Origin of the sequence: Flavobacterium sp., from assembly GCF_027531905.1 — a bacterium.
Classification (GTDB): Bacteria; Bacteroidota; Bacteroidia; order Flavobacteriales; family Flavobacteriaceae; genus Flavobacterium.
Genome location: NZ_JAPZSU010000036.1, coordinates 43,123 through 61,476 on the forward strand (window position 1 = coordinate 43,123; position 18,354 = coordinate 61,476).

Annotated in this window: 12 protein-coding genes; 2 read left to right on the forward strand and 10 right to left on the reverse strand. The window is 36.3% G+C overall.

Annotated features, from left to right (window positions below):
* Positions 1-132: 132 nt before the first annotated feature.
* Positions 133-1,320 carry a pyridoxal phosphate-dependent aminotransferase gene (locus tag O9307_RS09945; protein WP_024981404.1) on the reverse strand — a complete coding sequence of 396 codons (1,188 nt, stop codon included), beginning with the start codon at positions 1,318-1,320 and terminating at the stop codon, positions 133-135.
* A 50-nt stretch (positions 1,321-1,370) separates the two neighbouring features.
* A complete protein-coding gene (locus O9307_RS09950) occupies positions 1,371-2,465 on the reverse strand; it encodes an acyl-CoA desaturase (protein ID WP_298298483.1) in 1,095 nt (364 codons plus the stop codon).
* 109 nt (positions 2,466-2,574) lie between these two features.
* Here O9307_RS09950 and rsmG point away from each other — a divergent pair, with 109 nt between their 5' ends.
* Positions 2,575-3,204 (forward strand): 16S rRNA (guanine(527)-N(7))-methyltransferase RsmG, encoded by a 630-nt coding sequence (rsmG, locus tag O9307_RS09955; protein WP_298298486.1) that lies wholly within the window; start codon positions 2,575-2,577, stop codon positions 3,202-3,204.
* A gap of 215 nt (positions 3,205-3,419) precedes the next feature.
* Here the strand turns inward: rsmG and pruA are convergent, their stop codons facing one another.
* The 3 genes from pruA to O9307_RS09970 form a co-directional block, all read right to left on the reverse strand.
* Entirely contained in the window at positions 3,420-5,048 is a 1,629-nt protein-coding gene (gene pruA, locus O9307_RS09960) for an L-glutamate gamma-semialdehyde dehydrogenase (protein ID WP_298298489.1), read from the reverse strand.
* A 120-nt stretch (positions 5,049-5,168) separates the two neighbouring features.
* Positions 5,169-5,555: a Co2+/Mg2+ efflux protein ApaG gene (apaG, locus tag O9307_RS09965; RefSeq protein WP_298298492.1), complete on the reverse strand. Its 387-nt coding sequence runs from the start codon at positions 5,553-5,555 to the stop codon at positions 5,169-5,171.
* A gap of 68 nt (positions 5,556-5,623) precedes the next feature.
* Entirely contained in the window at positions 5,624-6,886 is a 1,263-nt protein-coding gene (locus tag O9307_RS09970; RefSeq protein ID WP_298298494.1) for a DUF5103 domain-containing protein, read from the reverse strand.
* Positions 6,887-7,057: 171 nt separating this feature from the next.
* Here O9307_RS09970 and O9307_RS09975 point away from each other — a divergent pair, with 171 nt between their 5' ends.
* A complete protein-coding gene (locus tag O9307_RS09975; protein WP_298298498.1) occupies positions 7,058-9,871 on the forward strand; it encodes a M16 family metallopeptidase in 2,814 nt (937 codons plus the stop codon).
* A gap of 56 nt (positions 9,872-9,927) precedes the next feature.
* On the opposite strand, the gene O9307_RS09980 is transcribed toward O9307_RS09975, so the two are convergent.
* The 5 genes from O9307_RS09980 to O9307_RS10000 form a co-directional block, all read right to left on the reverse strand.
* Positions 9,928-12,834: a DEAD/DEAH box helicase gene (locus tag O9307_RS09980; RefSeq protein ID WP_298298501.1), complete on the reverse strand. Its 2,907-nt coding sequence runs from the start codon at positions 12,832-12,834 to the stop codon at positions 9,928-9,930.
* Positions 12,835-13,039: 205 nt separating this feature from the next.
* Positions 13,040-13,804 (reverse strand): class I SAM-dependent methyltransferase, encoded by a 765-nt coding sequence (locus O9307_RS09985; protein ID WP_298298504.1) that lies wholly within the window; start codon positions 13,802-13,804, stop codon positions 13,040-13,042.
* A 176-nt stretch (positions 13,805-13,980) separates the two neighbouring features.
* A complete protein-coding gene (gene map, locus O9307_RS09990) occupies positions 13,981-14,799 on the reverse strand; it encodes a type I methionyl aminopeptidase (RefSeq protein WP_078211098.1) in 819 nt (272 codons plus the stop codon).
* A gap of 797 nt (positions 14,800-15,596) precedes the next feature.
* On the reverse strand, positions 15,597-16,997 hold the full coding sequence (locus O9307_RS09995; protein WP_298298507.1) for a TolC family protein: 1,401 nt from the start codon (positions 16,995-16,997) through the stop codon (positions 15,597-15,599).
* The gene (locus O9307_RS10000; protein ID WP_298298510.1) at positions 16,997-18,352 is read right to left on the reverse strand and encodes a biotin/lipoyl-binding protein; all 1,356 of its coding nucleotides are present in this window, start codon (positions 18,350-18,352) and stop codon (positions 16,997-16,999) included. Before O9307_RS10000 ends, O9307_RS09995 begins: the two co-directional genes overlap by 1 nt.
* Positions 18,353-18,354 lie beyond the last annotated feature (2 nt).

An 18,354-nucleotide genomic window follows, 5' to 3' on the forward strand; every position in this document is an offset into this window, starting at 1 on the left:
ATATTTATTACAAATATATTAAATAAATTACTACAAATTAATTTTAAATATAACATTTTAACTTTGAGGTAAACACAAAAAAAAGCCTCAAGAAATAATCCTTGAGGCTTACTATAGCAATAGCACTTTGGTTTATCCAGCCAAAGCGTCTTTTATTCTTTTTAAAGCTTCGGTTAATACAGCTTCGCTGGTAGCGTAAGAAAAACGGATGCAATTTGGATTTCCAAAAGCGTCACCTGTTACGGTTGCTACGCAAGCTTCAGCCAAAAGATACATCGAAACGTCGTTAGCGTCTTTTATTTCAGTTCCTCTTAGTGTTTTTCCGAAGAAAGAAGAAACGTCAGGGAATACATAAAAAGCGCCTTCAGGAACATTGATTTTGATGCCAGGAATTTCTTTTAATAGTCCCACCACTAAATCTCTACGACTGTGGAACGCTTGTACCATTTCGTTAAGTACTGATGGATCGGCATCAAGAGCCGTGATGGTAGCGCGCTGTGCAATACTGTTAGCACCAGACGTCACTTGACCTTGGATTTTAGTACATGCTTTGGCGATAAATTCTGGGGCACCAATGTAGCCAATTCTCCAGCCTGTCATAGCAAAAGCTTTAGCCACACCATTAACGGTAATGGTTTTTTCTAACATGCCAGGGATAGAGGCGATGCTACAAAAAGTTCCTGAGAAATTAATGTGCTCATAGATTTCGTCTGCTACCACATAAATATTTGGGTGTTTTTCTAATACTTTGGCCAATGCAGTCAATTCTTCTCGGCTGTAAACGGATCCAGAAGGGTTGCAAGGTGAAGAAAACCACATCATTTTTGTTTTAGGAGTGATGGCTGCTTCTAATTGTTCTGGGGTGATTTTGAAATCGGTTTCTACTGAAGTCGGAACTTCTACAGGTACACCACCTGATAATTTCACAATTTCGAAATAAGAAACCCAGTAAGGTGCAGGCAAAATCACTTCGTCACCATCGTTTAACATCACTTGGGCAATGTTGTACAATGATTGTTTGGCCCCCGTTGAAACTACAATTTGAGTTGGTTTATAGTCTAAATCATTGTCTCTTTTGAATTTTCTGCAAATAGCTTCTTTTAATTCTTGATATCCATCTACAGGAGAATAGGTGCTGTAGTTTTCGTCGATGGCCTTTTTTGCAGCTTCTTTTATAAAATCAGGAGTGTTAAAGTCAGGTTCTCCTAAACTTAAACTGATAATGTCTTTTCCTTGTGCTTTTAATTCTCTTGCTAAGGCTGCCATCGCTAAAGTTTGCGAAGTGGCAAGGTTGTTAATTCTGTCTGAAAGTGGATTCATTTTATATAGTAAATAGTAATTAGTTCGTGTTGGATTTAGCGGTAGTAAGTTTAGGCTAATTCTGGTTTCATTCCCAATTCTTTCAAGTGTTTGAAATGTGCAATTACAGCACTACGCATCGTCTTGTATTCGTAGTAAGGAAGGTTGCATTCTTGTGCAGTTTCTTTTACAATCTTTGCAATTTTTCCGTAGTGAATATGACTGATGTTTGGGAAAATGTGGTGTTCGATTTGGTGATTTAATCCTCCAGTATACCAGTTGATAATGGCGTTTTTTGGAGCAAAATTGGTTGTAGTAAACAATTGGTGTATTGCCCAAGTGTTTTCTATTTCTCCGTTTTCATTTGGTAATGGATTGGTTGTTTCTTCCACTACGTGAGCCAATTGGAAAACAATACTTAAGATAAGTCCTGCAGTATAATGCATTACAAAAAAGCCAATCAATACTTTCCACCAAGTGATACCAATAACTATTGGTAAAACAATCCAAATTGATACATAAATCATTTTTGTGATGATTAGAGTTGTCCAAAGAATTTTTGGACTCTTAGGCTCGCCATACGATAATTTGCGTTTCAAATAACTTTTCATTTGTTTGAAATCGGTAGTAATGGCCCAATTGAAGGTCAATAAACCGTACAAAAAGATAGAGTAGTAGTGTTGAAAACGGTGGAATTTTTGCCATTTGGCTTCTTTCGTAAAACGAATAATTCTTCCCGCGTCTAAGTCTTCGTCGTGTCCAGGAATATTCGTGTAAGTGTGGTGTAAAACGTTGTGTTGCACTTGCCAGTTGTACACATTTCCGGCTAGGATGTAGATCGAGCCTCCCATGAATTTATTGACCCAATTTTTGGTGGAATACGATCCATGATTTCCGTCGTGCATTACATTCATTCCAACACCTGCCATTCCAATCCCGATAACGATGGTTAGCAATAGATAGGCCCAAAATGGTAAATCAAGAGTTAGAATTATGAAATAGGGAGCCAAAAAAACAGTAAACAAAATAATTGTTTTTAAATGTAGTTTCCAGTTACCCGTTTTTTGAAGGTTGTTTTCCTTAAAGTAGTTGTTAACCCGAGAGTTAAGTGTTCTGAAAAATTTTAAATTGTCTTGCTTTGCAAAAGTAGGTGCAGTAGTATTCATAGGAATTTTTAAATAATTGCAAATGTAACTATTATAAATTTTCGATTATACATTATTGAGTTAAAAATTTCCGCGGTAAAATAAGTACTTTTGTTAAAAATTTAATGCCATGGATGAAATTCTAAAGTATTTTCCTGATTTGACAGAGGAGCAAAAAGAACAGTTTGCAAAATTGGATTTTTTGTACCATGATTGGAATGAAAAAATAAATGTTATTTCGAGAAAAGATATAGATGCTTTGTATACGAAACACGTTTTGCATTCGTTAGGAATTGCCAAAATAAATAAATTCGAACCTGGAACTTATGTTTTGGATGTGGGTACTGGCGGAGGTTTTCCTGGAATTCCACTAGCTATTTTGTTTCCAGAAACACGTTTTTATTTGATTGATGTTATTGCCAAAAAAATAAAAGTGGTCAAAGCGGTTGCTGAAGCTTTAGAATTAAAAAATGTAAAAGCAGAACAAATTCGTGCCGAAAATGTAAAAGGTGATTTTGATTTTATTGTGAGCCGAGCGGTGACCAACATGCCAGACTTTGTTTCTTGGGTAAAAACAAAAATCAAAAAGCAACACAAACACGAATTGAAAAATGGTATTTTGTATTTAAAAGGAGGCGATTTGACCGAAGAGTTAAAGGATTTTCCGAAAGCTACAGAATATAATCTGGCCGACATTTTTGAAGATGAATTTTTCGAAACCAAAAAAGTGGTGCACTTACCGTTGAAGTTTGTAGTGTAGCTTTTATAGCTCACAAAAACACACCCATTTTCCTTTTAACCCCGATGGTAGCGGCATCCTTGATTGACGGGGTTCGGCAAGCAAGATATAGCGTACAGCGGGACTTTGCTGGCTAAAATGCCTTTTGATGCTGTTGCTAAAATAGAGTAAAAAACAAACCCCACAAAAATCAATGTTGATTTATGTGGGGTTTTTCAATTTTGAATCTAGAAAAATTATTCTCCTAAAAATGGGTATCTGTAATCTTCGGGCGTTACAAAAGTTTCTTTGATAGTTCTTGGAGAAACCCAACGCAATAAGTTCAAGGCAGACCCAGCTTTGTCGTTGGTTCCTGAAGCTCTTGCGCCACCAAATGGTTGCATGCCTACCACAGCTCCTGTTGGTTTGTCATTGATATAGAAATTACCGGCTGCATTTTGTAAAGCTACAGTTGCTTCTTCGATGGCGTAACGGTCTTGGCTGAAGATGGCTCCTGTTAAAGCATATTCAGAAGTGGTGTCCACCAATTTCAATGTTTCTGCCCAATTTGCATCTTCGTAAACATAGATTGTGATTACTGGACCGAATAATTCAGTTTCCATTGTAGTATACTTTGGATTGCTGGTTACGATAATGGTAGGTTCGATAAAATACCCCACTGATTTGTCATAATTTCCACCAACAATTATTTCTGCATCGGCATCTTTTTTCGCTTGATCAATATAGCTAGCTAATTTGTCAAATGATCCTTCGTGAATTACTGCGGTAATGAAGTTACTAAAATCTTCTGGAGACCCCATTTTCATTGATTTTACATCGATAATCAATTGCTCTTTCAAGGCTGGCCACATACTTTGAGGTACATAGGCTCTTGAAGCAGCAGAACATTTTTGTCCTTGGAACTCGAAAGCGCCACGAACAATTCCTGTCGCTACTTGTTTTACATTAGCACTTGGATGCGCTACCACGAAATCTTTACCACCAGTTTCTCCTACAATTCTTGGGTAGGTTTTGTAATGGTGAATGTTCGTTCCAATTTTTGCCCAGATATCTTTAAATACATGTGTTGAACCTGTAAAGTGAACCCCTGCGAAATCGCGACTTGCTAGAACCGTATCGGTAACCATTAAAGCATCTCCAAAAACGACATTGATTACTCCATCAGGAACTCCGGCTTCTTTGAATACATCGATGATGATTTTTGCAGAGAATACTTGGCTGTCACTTGGCTTCCAAATTACTACGTTACCCATCATAGCAGCACTTGCTGGAAGATTGGCAGCGATAGCAGTAAAGTTGAATGGAGTGATTGCGTATACGAACCCTTCTAGCGGACGGTATTCCAATCGGTTCCACATATCAGAAGTCGATTTAGGTTGGTCAGCATAAATTTGAGTCATAAACTCTACGTTGAAACGTAAAAAGTCAATCAACTCACATGATGCATCAATTTCGGCTTGGTGAATATTTTTTGATTGCGCAATCATAGTTGCAGCATTGATTTTGGCTCTGTATGGTCCAGCAATCAACTCGGCAGCTTTTAAGAAGATAGCTGCACGTTGTTCCCATGCCATGTTTGCCCATGCTGTTCTGGCTTCAAGAGCACTAGCAATGGCTTTTTCAACATGTACTTTTTCGGCTAAATGATACGTTCCTACCACATGTTGATGATCGTGTGGCGAGGTCATATTTCTAGTATTACCCGTTTTGATTTCTTCGCTACCAATGTATAAAGGAACATCAATTTTTGAATTCCACATGGCTTTGTATGCTGCAAGAACTGCTGCTTTTTCTGGGGAGTTAGGGGCGTAACCTTTTACAGGTTCGTTAACCGCTTTGGGTACGTTAAAAAATCCTTTTAGCATATTTTTTATATTAAATAATTGAACAGAAAATTACGGTGATTGGGTTGTAGATGATAATTTGATGTAAAAGTACAAAGTAAAAATGAAATTTTAATTCCAAATAACGGAATAAAAGTCAAATTAATTCAAGGCAAAAGGCGCACATAGTCTAAAAGTAGGCACAATCACTTTGAAATTTTTTGTAGTGGTGAAATTAATCATGTTGAAATATCCTTTCATAGCACCATAAGGCGAGGATAATAAACAACCAGAGCTGTAGGTGTGTTGTTCACCCGGTTTTAATACAGGTTTTTTTCCAATGACTCCTTCGCCATCTACCAACTCATTGTAATTGAGAGAATCGAAGATTTCCCAGTGTCGAGAGGTAAGTTGGACAGAATCTTTGCTGTGATTCTCAATTGTTATTTGGTAACTAAAAGCAAAATGTATTTTATAGTTTTTGAAGTAAGTCCCTTCAAAACTAGTCAAAACTGATATTTTTATGCCTCTTGTTATTTGTGAAACCATAATTGTGAAAAGTAGCTGCTTAATAATGACAAAATTACAAAAAAATGTATTGATTTTTAATTTTTTATTTAATTGGTAATGTTAATTGAATTCAATGTGACAAAACCAATTACGCGATCATATCTTTGGGTATTTTCTCTGTAATATACGATTACTTCATATTCATTTTCAGTTTGATAGAAATTGCCATCGATACTATTTTCGGGATCTAAATTTCCTTTAGCGTCAGCAACAACATATTGATAATTGGTAAAACCTTGTTTGATGAGCAGGGCTTTTTCGTAAAGGTTTTTTTTCTGATTGTATTCCATTTTGTTTTCGGGAGAAAGCGCATAATTGTTGAACATACCCGTGATGTAAATGTCTTTGTCTACTCGAAAGCTTGGGGCAGAGAGACTAAAATAAATCCACGCGTAATCGGCTTCGATTTTTTGATTGGTGGCATTCAAGTTTCGAACTACAAAGTTTCCGTTGGCATCAAGTGTAAAACTATAGGGAAAGTTCGCTCTGGCTTCGTCTGTAAATAGATAACCACTATAAATACCGCCACTCGAACTTATTCTGGAAACATTGTTCGAGGCGTTTCTGATTTCTTTGTTGTCAAAAAAACGAAATTCATTGCCAGCCCAAAACTGAGTTTCAGTATCGTATTTGTAAATTAATTCGTTGCCAATGGTGTATTGCGGAGCAATGTTTTTGATTCCCGTGTTGAATTGACGATTTTGTAAAAGAAGCACCTTGACATTTTGTAATGGATTTTGAAAAGTAAGGCTCTTAGACGTTATAGAAAAATCTAGGTTTTGTTTGCTTTCTATGGTGCTCAAGTTTCTACCTCTCTTGATTTGCAAGCGTACTGACGCTAAGTCTTCGTAAATTATAAATTTCCTTGAAAAAACAATTTCTCTATCTTCATTCAATATTTTAATCATATAATTGCCACTCAAAGCCAATTGTGTAAACTGATTGGGTATGCTTAATTGGTAATGCGAGTACAATTGCAAACAGTTAAAGGAGTTAGAGTAATTAATAATTCTTTGGTTGTCAAGGCCTTTTAGGTATTCTTGTTTGGGAATATCTGAAGGCACCCAGTTGTAGTCACAATGAATAATTTCGTAGTAATAATTGGCTTCATTCCCAAATAAATCATCAAAATTAAGCTCGAATGCTTCCCCCAATTTAAAGACCGGAATTACATTTTGGCCATTGTCCATAAAGGAAATAGTCTTAATGTTGTAAGGTGGGATTATTTCTTGAAGGTTTTGAGCTTCAATGATTTCTATAGATAAAAAGCCAAGTACTCCCAAGAAGATTTTAAATAAACGGTACCGCATTTTTGATTATTTTGTAGTGTAAATATACTAAACCGCTTTATTTATCGTGTTTTTTTGTAGTTAAATTGAGGGTATTATTTTTTTAGAAGTAATTTCTGTTAATTTTTTTATAATGAAGATTTCGATTTGTAGTTAAATCTATAGTTTTACGCTATCAACAAAACATATTTTATGAAAAAATTCAACCAATTTGCACTAGGGATAATGTTGTTTCCTGTAACAATATTAGCCCAAACTATGGATTATGGACAGGCTATTCCATTTGATCCTAATGTCAAAACCGGTAAACTCGATAATGGGTTGACCTACTACATTAAAAAGAATGTCAAACCAGAAAAGAAAGTAGACCTTAGATTGGTCGTAAACGCAGGTTCTATTTTGGAAGACGATGACCAACAAGGTTTGGCTCACTTTATGGAGCATATGTGTTTTAACGGCACAAAACGTTTTCCGAAGAATCAATTAGTAGATTATTTACAAAGTATTGGAGTTAAATTTGGTCAGCATCTTAATGCTTACACTAGCTTTGACGAAACCGTTTATTTTCTTCCGATTCCTTCTGATAATCCCGAAAAATTAGAGAAAGGATTCCAAATTTTAGAGGATTGGGCATTCAATACCGTATTGACACCTGAGGAAATTGATAAAGAACGAGGTGTAGTTCTGGAAGAATATCGTTTAGGATTAGGGGCTCAAAAAAGAATGATGGGGCGTTATTTTCCTAAAATGATGTACAATTCTAAATACGCCAATCGATTGCCAATTGGTCAAAAAGAGATTTTAGAAAAATTCAAATACGAAACCTTAACTCGTTTCTATAAAGATTGGTACCGTCCCAATTTGATGAGCGTTATTGTGGTTGGTGATATTGATGTAGCCGAAATGGAAAAGAAAATTAAAGAACATTTCTCAGCTTATAAAAACCCAGCCAACGAAAAAGTGAGAAACGTTTTTGAAGTACCCAATCACAAGGAAACTTTTGTTGCGGTAGAAAGTGATAAAGAAGCTTCGAATACTCAGGTGCAGTTGGTCTACAAAGATTATGATGCACCAAAGAAAATTACAACAATTGGAGATTTTAGAAGTTACCTTGTAGAAGGCTTGTTTACCACTTTATTGAACAATCGTCTTGAGGAATTGACTAATTCTGCTACACCGCCCTTTACTTTTGGATATTCCTATTATGGAGGGACGTATGCTAGAACTAAAAAGGCCTATCAGTCTGTTGCCATGATGGCTGAAGACAAGCAATTAAGCGCTTTGAAAGTGTTGGTGACCGAAAATGAAAGAGCCAGAAAATTTGGTTTTACTTCAGGTGAATTGGATAGAGCCAAAGCCGATTTCTTAGCACAAATTGAAAAGAATTACAACGACAGAACTAAAACAGATTCCGAGAATTTTGTAGAAGAAATACAATTGAATTTCCTTGAGCAAGAACCTCTACCTGGAATAGAATGGACTTTTGAAACCATGAAAAAAATATTGCCAACGATTGCTTTGGCAGATGTAAATGGGTTTATCAAAAATTATATCAAAGAAGATAATCGCGTGGTTGTTTTTACTGGACCACAAAAAGATAACTTGAAAAAAGTTACGGAACAAGAAGTGTTAGAAACGCTAAAAGTAAATGAAACAGATTTGAAACCTTATGAAGATAAGGCGGTGGCGACGAGTTTACTTAGAAAAGAGGCAAAAGCTGGAACTGTTGTGAAAAGAGAAGCCAATGCTACTTTAGGTACTAAAACGTTAGTCTTGTCTAATGGTGTAAAAGTAGTATACAAAACGACCGATTTCAAAAACGACGAAGTGCTTTTTGAAGCTGTAAGTTTAGGAGGAAGCAATTTGTACTCGAATGAAGAAATGAAAAAAGTACAATTTGCCAACGGCGCTCTTGCAGAAGCAGGATTTTCAGGATTGAAATTGAATGACATCAACAAATTCATGACAGGAAAAATTGCACGTGTCAATCCATACATTGGTCAAACAACAGAAGGACTTAGAGGAAATACTACCCCAAAAGATTTAGAATATTTGTTCCAAATGGTGCATGCTTATTTTACTGATTTGAATTTTGATCCAGAAGCATTTGAAGGCTTTAAACAAAAACAAGCTAGTTTCTTCAAAAACATGGCTTCACAACCACAATATTATTTCCAACAAGAGTTTTACACCTATTTGAATAAAGAAAACCCAAGATTTAACGGAATCATGCCAACAGATAAATCATGGGCAGATACAGATTATAAATTAGCGTATGACAAATACAAAGAGCGTTTTGCTAATGCAGCCGATTTTGAATTCTTCTTCGTAGGAAATGTAGACGATAAAACCATTGAGGCTTTTGCTACTAAATACTTGGCATCTTTGCCTACAACAGCAGCCAAAGAAAAAACAGTAGACTTAGGTTACCGTATGCTAAAAGGCGATTTGAAGAAAGTGGTGAACAAAGGAACCGATCCTAAAAGTAATGTGAATATTATGTTCTATGGTGAGGCAAAATATTCTCCAAAAGAAGCTTTAGCGATAGAAGCTTTAGGTGAAGTATTGACTATTAAATTGATTGAGCAATTGCGTGAATCTGAAAGCGGGGTATATGGGGTTTCAGCTCGTGGTAGTATGAACAAAGTGCCTTACGGATCTTATAATTTTACTATTAATTTTCCTTGTGGTCCGGATAATGCAGAGAAGCTTACGGCATCGGCATTGAACGAGTTACAAAAGATTATTACCAATGGTCCAGAGGAAAAAGATGTAGCCAAATACAAAGAAGGAGAATTAGCTGATTATAGAAAAGACAGTAAAGAAAACCGTTTTTGGTTGACTAATTTCACTAGATCTTTCCTGTATGGAAGCAATCCTGAAAATGCATTGAAATACGAAGCCGAAGTGAATGCTATAACCGCAAAAGACATTCAAGAAGTGGCTAAAAAGTATTTAACCAAAGACAAAGTAATTGGGATGTTGATGCCTGAAAGCAAATCATAAATCCGAAAAGAGTATAAAAATTAAAACCTGCTATTTCTATGAAGTAGCAGGTTTTTTTAGGTTAAAATAAAATCTAAATTTTCTTCAAGTTCTGGGCTGATGTGCTGTTCATCAAGCAACGCATCCGAAAGCAGTTTTTTGTTTTCCTGCAAACGAATGATTTTTTCCTCCACCGTATTTTTAGTAATGAATCGGACTACATTTACTTTGTTCAACTGTCCAATGCGATGGGCACGACCGATACCTTGCTTTTCGGCAAAGGGATTCCACCAAGGGTCTAGAAATAAAACATAAGAAGCTTTTGTAATATTGAGTCCCACGCCACCCGCTTTTAAGGAAATGAAAAACAATTTTGAGCGCTCTTGTTCTTGGAATTTCTGAACTTGATAAGCCCGTTCTTTTTGTGGGGTAGCACCAGTGAGTTCGCAAAAATCAATCTTGTTCTCGAGGCTCCATTTTTTATAAAATTCCAAATTCGATACAAACGAACTGAAGACTATCGTTTTTTGATTGGACTGCACCAAGGTTTCTAAATATCGCGTCACTGCCATATATTTTCCCGAATCCATTTCAGAGTTGGCATCGACCATTTTTGGGTGATTGCTCAATTGTCTCAAACGCATCAAGGTATTGATAATATTGATTTTGTCAATGCCAGAACCATCGGTTTTTAAAAGTGCATTTCTCGCTTTCGACTTTTCTTCTTCGTATAATTTCTCTTGTTCGGGTTCCATCTCGCAATAGAAAACTTGCTCCGAGAGTTCTGGTAAGTCTTTTAAAACTTGCTCTTTGGTACGTCTTAAAATAAAGGGACTGACTAAGGTTTTGAGTTCTGCGAGACTGTTTTCGTCTTGTTTTTTCTCAATCGGGAATTTGTAATGCTCGGCAAAAAAAGCATAACTCCCCAAGATATTTGGATTGATAAATTGCATTTGCGACCACAAATCGTCGAGTGAATTTTCAATAGGTGTTCCGCTCAAAGATATTTTATGAGTGGTTTGCAGTTGATTAATGGCTTTGAATATTTTCGAATTTTTGTTTTTGATGTATTGGCTTTCATCTAAAATCAAATAGCGAAATTGGTATTTTTCTAAAATAGAAAGGTCTCTCGCTACCACCGCATAACTGGTAAAAATCAAGTCGTACTTTGCTAATTTTTTAGACAATAGTTTTCGGTCTTGTCCTACATACTGAATTCTTCGAAAATGAGGCGTAAATTTTCTAGCTTCGTTATACCAGTTGAACACCAAAGAGGAGGGAAGCACAATCAAGGCTTTTAGGTATTCTTTGGCTACGGGGATTTCGTTGCCAAACAAATCTAGTTGTATGTTTTCGGCTTTTTCAAATTCTAGTTTTTCTTGTACGGCAACCAGCGTGGATAAGGTTTGCAATGTTTTTCCCAAACCCATATCATCGGCTAAGCAAGCGCCTAAACCGTTGTTGTAATGTTCCAAAAGCCATTGTACGCCCTCTATTTGATAAGGTCGCAACGTGGCTTTAACCAAAGGCGAAGGTTGGTATTGAACAGATTCCTTAACGTGTAAGGATTGTTTCAACTGTGGGATATCTTCAAAAACTGCAAAATTACTTTTGAGAACAGCGATACTTCCATTTTTGATTTTGGCTAATCTTGCCATCGCACTGTAGCGCGTCATCCATTCTGATGGAATCAAAAAGTAATTTCCGTTGGGTAAGGCAAACAAGCGATTTCTATTTTTTATATTCGGAATCAACTCGCTGAAATTAAATTCAAAATCATCACAAACCACCGTCATTTTGATGTCAAACCAGTCGTTTTGAATGGTGTTGGAGAATGCAATCGTTACGGTATTACTGTCGATTTTCTTTCCGTCTATTTTTAAATTTTCTAATGAAAAACCTAAGGATTCCAACTTTTCTTTATTTTTGATTGCCCATTGAATGGTTCCGAAAGCGTCTTGATTTGCTGTGTTTTGGTTCAACCAAAACAAATTATTCTCGTTTTTACTTAATCCCAAATCCAATAACGCCTCGTTATAGGTAAGTTCCGCATCAGTTCGTTTGAATTGCATCAATTGGATGTTGTTCAAATCCTTTAAGTCAATTTCTGAATGGGTATTTTTGGGTTTAGTAGCATCAAATACAAAGCCATCGTACTCAAATAAAAGCCCAATAAAATAGCTGTTTTTGAAAAAATCATGCACTAGCTGTAACGTACATTGGTGTATGGTTTCGTGAGTAATGACTTCAAATCCTGTAGCCGTAATGTCTACTTTTTTAGCAATGTCTTTGATGAATTTTTCAAAATAATCTGGCACTAATTTCGAAGGGATTTCGACTACTTTTTTGGTCAAAAAAGGCGTAATTTTTTTTGAATTGATGTCTTTTAGTTGATACAGTTTATGATGTGCAACAACCCAAGCAGGATTGTCTAGCAAAAGTGTAATTTTAGTATTCGAGGGATAAAACGAAGTGTCAGCATCTTGGAGCAGTAGGGTATAGGAAATCCCGTTGTCGTGTTTGTCAAAACGCAGTTCGGTTCCCAAAGCTGGATTTTGAGTAATAATTTGGCTGATGCGAAAATCTTTTTCTTTTCCCAAGTTTAATGAGAGCGGGAAATCGTTCTCTTTTACTAAAGTATAAAATTGCGCTAAGCTTATTTTTATAAATTGTTCAATGCCGAATTTTAGTTTCTCGTCTTTAAGTAAATCTTCAATATTTTTGGCTGATTTGCTTTTGGTTCGGTATTTCTTAAACAGCGCTTCAGGTTGGAGTACTTCACAAAGCGACACTGTTTTTTGTGTAGCAGTATTTAAGTTCTCAAGCGTTATCCCCATACTTTGAAGGACTTCAGGACTGGCTTTTTTTTCTAAATAGGTAATGGTATCCGTATGCCCAACTACATACGAAGTAGGGATATAGTAATTGAGTCTCGCTTCGAAACTGATATCAAAGCAAAGCTGGAAATTTTTTTCGGGTTCCAAATACAATTATTTATAAGATTGTTTTTGATTTTGGTTTGTTGTAAATACAAATTAACAACTAAATAGCTAGAAAATATTTGTTGAATCTGTGTCTAAAAATTTAACCGCAAATGGCGCAAAGTTTTACGCAAGCACTCAAAGGTTTTTTTAATGCTGTCAAAACTTTTTTAAATCTGTGTAATCTGTGTAATCTGTGTCAAATTTTTTATTTAAAACAAACTGGGATAATTTCACCTTTGGCCAAACAATATTTTTCTACCAATTCAGGTGCAATTTTTCGGGTATAATCTTCTTCGATTACCGTAAAACCAATGCTTCTTAATTTGTCAAAATAATCACGGCCGTAAATGCGCACATGGTCGTATTGTCCAAATATTTTCGCGCGTTCTTTTTGGTCGGTAATTGAGTCATCGGCAAACGTCACTTCACGATTTAAGTCCTGCGGAATCTGTAAAATGGCCATTCCGCCAGGTTTCAACACGCGGTACAATTCCTGCATCGCTTTGGTATCGTCAGGGATGTGCTCCAAAACGTGATTGCACAAAATCACATCGTATTGATTGTCTTCAAAAGGCAAATTACAAATGTCTGCTTTTACATCTGCCAAAGGCGAAAACAAATCGGTAGTGGTGTAGTCTAAGTTTTTTTGTTTGCGAAACAATTTATAAAAAGCTTGTTCAGGAGCAAAATGCAAAACTTTTTTGGGTGCTGTAAAAAAGTCAGTTTGCTCGTTGAGGTACAACCACAATAAGCGGTGTCTTTCTAGCGAAAGCGTACTTGGCGAAAGCACGTTGTTGCGCTGGGTTTCGTATCCGTAGGGCAACATCGATTTAAAGCTTTTGCCATCAATTGGGTCCGTAAATTTGTCACCTTTTAAGGTAAAAGCAATGATTGGTCGCGCCACATAACTCAAACGAATTAATAATGGACGCGGAATGGTATTGAGTACGGTTTTGAAAAGTCTTTTCATAGTTGTTACACAAAGGAAGATTCACAAAGAAATGCAGAGATTCTCAAAAAAATAGAATTCTCTATTGGTGTTTATGAATCGTTTTATATTATTTTTTTAAATTATAATTGATAGGCAATCCGACTGGATATTGTCCTAATTCAAATCTGTGCAATCTGTGTCAAAAAAGTGACGAGTTACACTACCAAAGGCACTTTTCTAAACTCCTCTTCTTCGTCGCTTTCAATACCAAGTGCTTTGTAAATGTATTTGAAAGTCGATAAAATTTCAGGTTTTCCATCAATGATGGCCACATCGTGTTCAAAGTGAGCACTTGGTTTTCCATCGGCAGTAGTGATGGTCCAGCCGTCTTTGTGTTGTTTGATGTTTTTGGTACCCATATTAATCATCGGTTCGATGGCTACCACCATTCCTTCAACAAAAAGTTTACCGCGACCTCTTTTGCCGTAGTTTGGCATTTCGGGGTCTTCGTGCATTTTTTGTCCTAAACCGTGACCTACCAATTCACGAACCACACCATAACCGTGGGCTTCAGTATATTTCTGAATCGCATTTCCTACGTCTTCCACGCGATTTCCTAATTTGAACTCGCGAATTCCAACATACAGCGATTCCTTCGTAACCTGTAATAATTTTTTCGTTTCAGGTGCCACTTCGCCAATCTCAAAAGAGTAGGCGTGGTCACCGTGAAATCCGTTTTTGAAAGCCCCGCAATCCACTGAAATCACATCCCCACTTTCTAGCGGTTTGTTGTTCGGGATACCGTGTACGACCTGAGAGTTTGGGCTCATACACAACGAATTCGGAAAACCGTACAATCCCAAGAAACTCGGTACTGCACCGTGGTCCCGAATAAATGCTTCGGCCAATTTGTCTAAATATAAAGTAGTCACTCCTTCTTTAATTTCGGAGGCAATCATTCCTAAAGTTTTGGAAACAATCAAAGCACTTTCGCGCATCAATTCAATTTCTTCTCTTGATTTTACAATAATCATAGCAGCTAAATTTTCAGTGGGCAAAAGTACGACTTTTAAAATAATTGATTCGATTAAATGTTTAATCGTTTAACTGTTTAAAAGTTTAATCGTTTAAGCTGCCGATTTAATGCTTTTGTTTTTATGTAAACACTTGCATTCTTTGCGTTTAATTTACTAAGGATTATATTTTTTAACTCTTAAATGCCCTTCAATTGCTTATATGGTTCAAAAAACATCCGCAATTTTTGCTCAAAGTTTATATGTTTAATCGTTTAACTGTTTAATCGGTTAATTGATGTGAATGTTACTTTGGTCTTTACGTCCCTTGCGCAAACCCTTGCGCCCTTTGCGGTTAAATCACACGCATTTTTTGCTTTTAAGTTAACTCTTATATGCCCTTTAATTCCTTATATGGTTCAAAAAACACCCGCAATTTTAGCTCAAAGTTTATATGTTTAATCGTTTAACTGTTTAATCGGTTAATTGATGTGAATGTTACTCTTGTCTTTACGTCCCTTGTGTAAACCCTTGCGCCCTTTGTGGTTAAATAAAATCTTATATGTCTTTCAATTCCTTATATGGTTCAAAAAACACCCGCAATTTTAGCTCAAAGTTTATAAGTTTAATCGTTTAACTGTTTAATCGGTTAATTGATGTGAATGTTACTCTGGTCTTTGCGCCCCTTGCGTAAACCCTTGCGAACTTTGTGGTTAAATAAAATCTCATATTCCCTTCAATTCCTTATATGGTTCAAAAAAACACCCACAATTTTAACCAAAACTTCTATGACTCCTATGTTTTTAAACCCCAAAAAATTAATCAGGATTCGCCATAATCTTAAACAACTCCGAATTCGAAATCAAAAAACGATTCTCTAAAGCAATCGAAGCCAGTTGAGCTGAAACCAAATTGTTCTCACGCGTATTAATCAAGAACAACGAACTTTCTCCAAACGAGAACAATCGTTCCTCAGATTGCAGCATCGTTTCATTGTTTTTAACCAAGCCCTCAATCAAATTGCGTTGTTTGGTAAGCGAAGTGATTTCTGTTTTTTGAGCCGTAATTTTGTTGGTCAATTGCACTCTTTCTAAGCTCAAAGCATATTGCGTTTCTTGTACTTTAAATTGTGCCAATTTCAATCCTCCTCGTTCTTTTCTTAAAAACAAAGGAAAGGCAAAGTTTACCCCAATTTTGTAATCATTAAATTGATAATTATCTATATAACTGGGTTCGGATAGATAGGAATAACTCAAATCGATTTTGGGTAACAAGGCATTTGCTTTGAGTTTTCGGTCTACATTGAGCATATCTATTTTTCGTTCCAACGCATTGATTTTTGGATGATTCGTTATCGAAAAATCTTGATTTTGTAAATCATTTGTGCGTAACGTTTCCTGAATCGTAGTGGCCAATTTATTTTCTGGAATCAACGCATCCGAAAGTTCCAACGGAATACTGTTGTCCAACCACAAATAGTTGGAAAGCTCCAATTTGGCTTTGGCTAATTTCAATTCAGAATCTTCTAGACTTAGCGTTCTGTTTTTTACAATAATTCCAGCTTCCACACTATCAATTGCAGGTTTGTCTCCTTGTTGGATTAAGGTTTCGATACCTTTAAAACGGATTTGAGCATTTTTTTGATAGACTTTGTATAACTGAACCTCATCATAGTTTCTTTTCCAATTGAAATACGCTACCGAAGCGTCATACAAAACCGCAATGGCTTCTAGTTTTCTTTCGGCTTGGCTTAATTGCACTTGCATTTTGGCCTTGCGAACATCTGCCATTCTTTGGTTAATCAAAAGACCTTGTCCCAACGGCACACTAATCCCGAAAGAGGTTAATCCTTGATTTGGAACCGTGTTTTGAGGGTTCAAGTAAATCCCTTCGTTGTTATCAAAACCCGCTTTAACCTCTATGCCATACCAGGTTGGGATTTTAAAACTACTATTCAAAATAGAGTAATATTCTTTGTCTTTGAACTGCTTTTTGTCAAAATCGACCTCTATTTTTGGGTCGAATCCACCTCTGGCCATCATCAAATTGGCTTGAGCACGCGTGATTTCTAAATCGGCATTTTTTACCAAGGGATGGTATTTTTTTACATAGCCCAAAAACTCATTATAGCTGAATTCGTTACTTGGACTAACAGCAGTAGTGTTTTGTGCTTGTAAAAAAGTACCATATAGTAAGAAAATAAGTAGGAACTGCTTCATTATTTTTTCTCTTTGGATGATTTTTGTTTAGCGGTTGTTTTATAGTAATCTGGTGGGAATCCGTTGAGGGTTCTCCAAATTTCAAACCATACAGGAACGGTGTTCAACAATGCAATAGTTTCTGCACCAGAGCCTACTCTTATTTGTTTAGGCCAAGGAGCTTCGTTGGGGTCTGGAGCAATCAATACTCTGAATTTTCCGTTTTCGCTAATGAAATTTTCGATGGCAACAATTTGACCTCCAAACGTTCCATAAGACATATCAGGCCATCCAGAGAAGACAATAGTTGGCCATCCATCAAACCAAACTCTGATTTTTTCTCCTTTTTTGATTAAAGGCAAATCAACAGGATTTACAAAAGTTTCAACCGCTATGTCATATTTAGATGGCATAATGGTAGCAATTGGTGTTCCTTCTTTGATAGTTTCGCCAATACCCGCTTGTATCGCACGGTTGATGTAACCACTTTGCACCGCTTTGATGTAATACATCCCATTTCGGATGCTGTAATTGGCATATTGGTTTTCTAGTTTGTTTACTTGCGCTTCAGTGTCAAATTGATTGCTCAATGCGGTAAATTGGTCGCTTTGTGCTTTGGCAACCTTTTCTCCATATTCTGCATTGATTCTGCCTACTTCAACTTTGGCATTGATAAACTCATTTTTACTAGTCAAGAGTTTGTTTTCTTGTGTTATGATTTTAGCTTCAACTTCTTGTTGTTTTAGCCTTTTTTCCTCCACATCGGTCAGCGGTTTTAAGCCTTCTTTGTTCAGTTGTACCGCACGATTAAATTGTGTGTTGGCGATTTTGAGTTGGGTTTTTACCGCTTCTAAATCGGTAGAGTCGCTTTTTATTTTCAATAAGCCTTGTCTGATTTTGTTTTGGGCTTGTTCTAATTTGAGTTTTCTTTCGTTTTCTATATTTTGTATTTGAGAAGAAAGCGTGGTTACTTTTGAGCCATAGGATTGTAAAGCCTGTTTTTTGGCATTGACTTGATTTTTGGTATTGGCTACCAAATTAGGGTCCATATAATCTTCTTTAATCTCTGAAATGAACATAATAGTATCGCCTTTCTCTACATAATCTCCTTCTTGTACGTACCATTTTTCAATTCGTCCAGAAATCACACTCTGAATAGATTGAGGTCTTTGATTGGGTTTTAATGTAGTTATGGCTCCAGAGCCCGAAATGTTTTGTGTCCAAGGTAAAAATAGTGCGATAACCGCCAAAATCGAAACTGTCCAAATGATTCGGTTTAATATTTTATAATGCGGTCTATTACTTAAATTCTTAACGGTTTTATAGCGTTGTAAAGATTCTAAGCTGGTTTTGTTGCCTTCTGAAATATTCAACATAA

Excerpts from the sequence above, each read along its gene's own strand:
- O9307_RS09945 (WP_024981404.1), bottom strand. The coding sequence starts at position 1,320 with ATGAATCCACTTTCAGACAGAATTAACAACCTTGCCACTTCGCAAACT.
- O9307_RS09950 (WP_298298483.1), bottom strand. The coding sequence starts at position 2,465 with ATGAATACTACTGCACCTACTTTTGCAAAGCAAGACAATTTAAAATTT.
- rsmG (WP_298298486.1), top strand. The coding sequence starts at position 2,575 with ATGGATGAAATTCTAAAGTATTTTCCTGATTTGACAGAGGAGCAAAAA.
- pruA (WP_298298489.1), bottom strand. The coding sequence starts at position 5,048 with ATGCTAAAAGGATTTTTTAACGTACCCAAAGCGGTTAACGAACCTGTA.
- apaG (WP_298298492.1), bottom strand. The coding sequence starts at position 5,555 with ATGGTTTCACAAATAACAAGAGGCATAAAAATATCAGTTTTGACTAGT.
- O9307_RS09970 (WP_298298494.1), bottom strand. The coding sequence starts at position 6,886 with ATGCGGTACCGTTTATTTAAAATCTTCTTGGGAGTACTTGGCTTTTTA.
- O9307_RS09975 (WP_298298498.1), top strand. The coding sequence starts at position 7,058 with ATGAAAAAATTCAACCAATTTGCACTAGGGATAATGTTGTTTCCTGTA.
- O9307_RS09985 (WP_298298504.1), bottom strand. The coding sequence starts at position 13,804 with ATGAAAAGACTTTTCAAAACCGTACTCAATACCATTCCGCGTCCATTA.
- map (WP_078211098.1), bottom strand. The coding sequence starts at position 14,799 with ATGATTATTGTAAAATCAAGAGAAGAAATTGAATTGATGCGCGAAAGT.
- O9307_RS09995 (WP_298298507.1), bottom strand. The coding sequence starts at position 16,997 with ATGAAGCAGTTCCTACTTATTTTCTTACTATATGGTACTTTTTTACAA.
- O9307_RS10000 (WP_298298510.1), bottom strand. The coding sequence starts at position 18,352 with ATGTTGAATATTTCAGAAGGCAACAAAACCAGCTTAGAATCTTTACAA.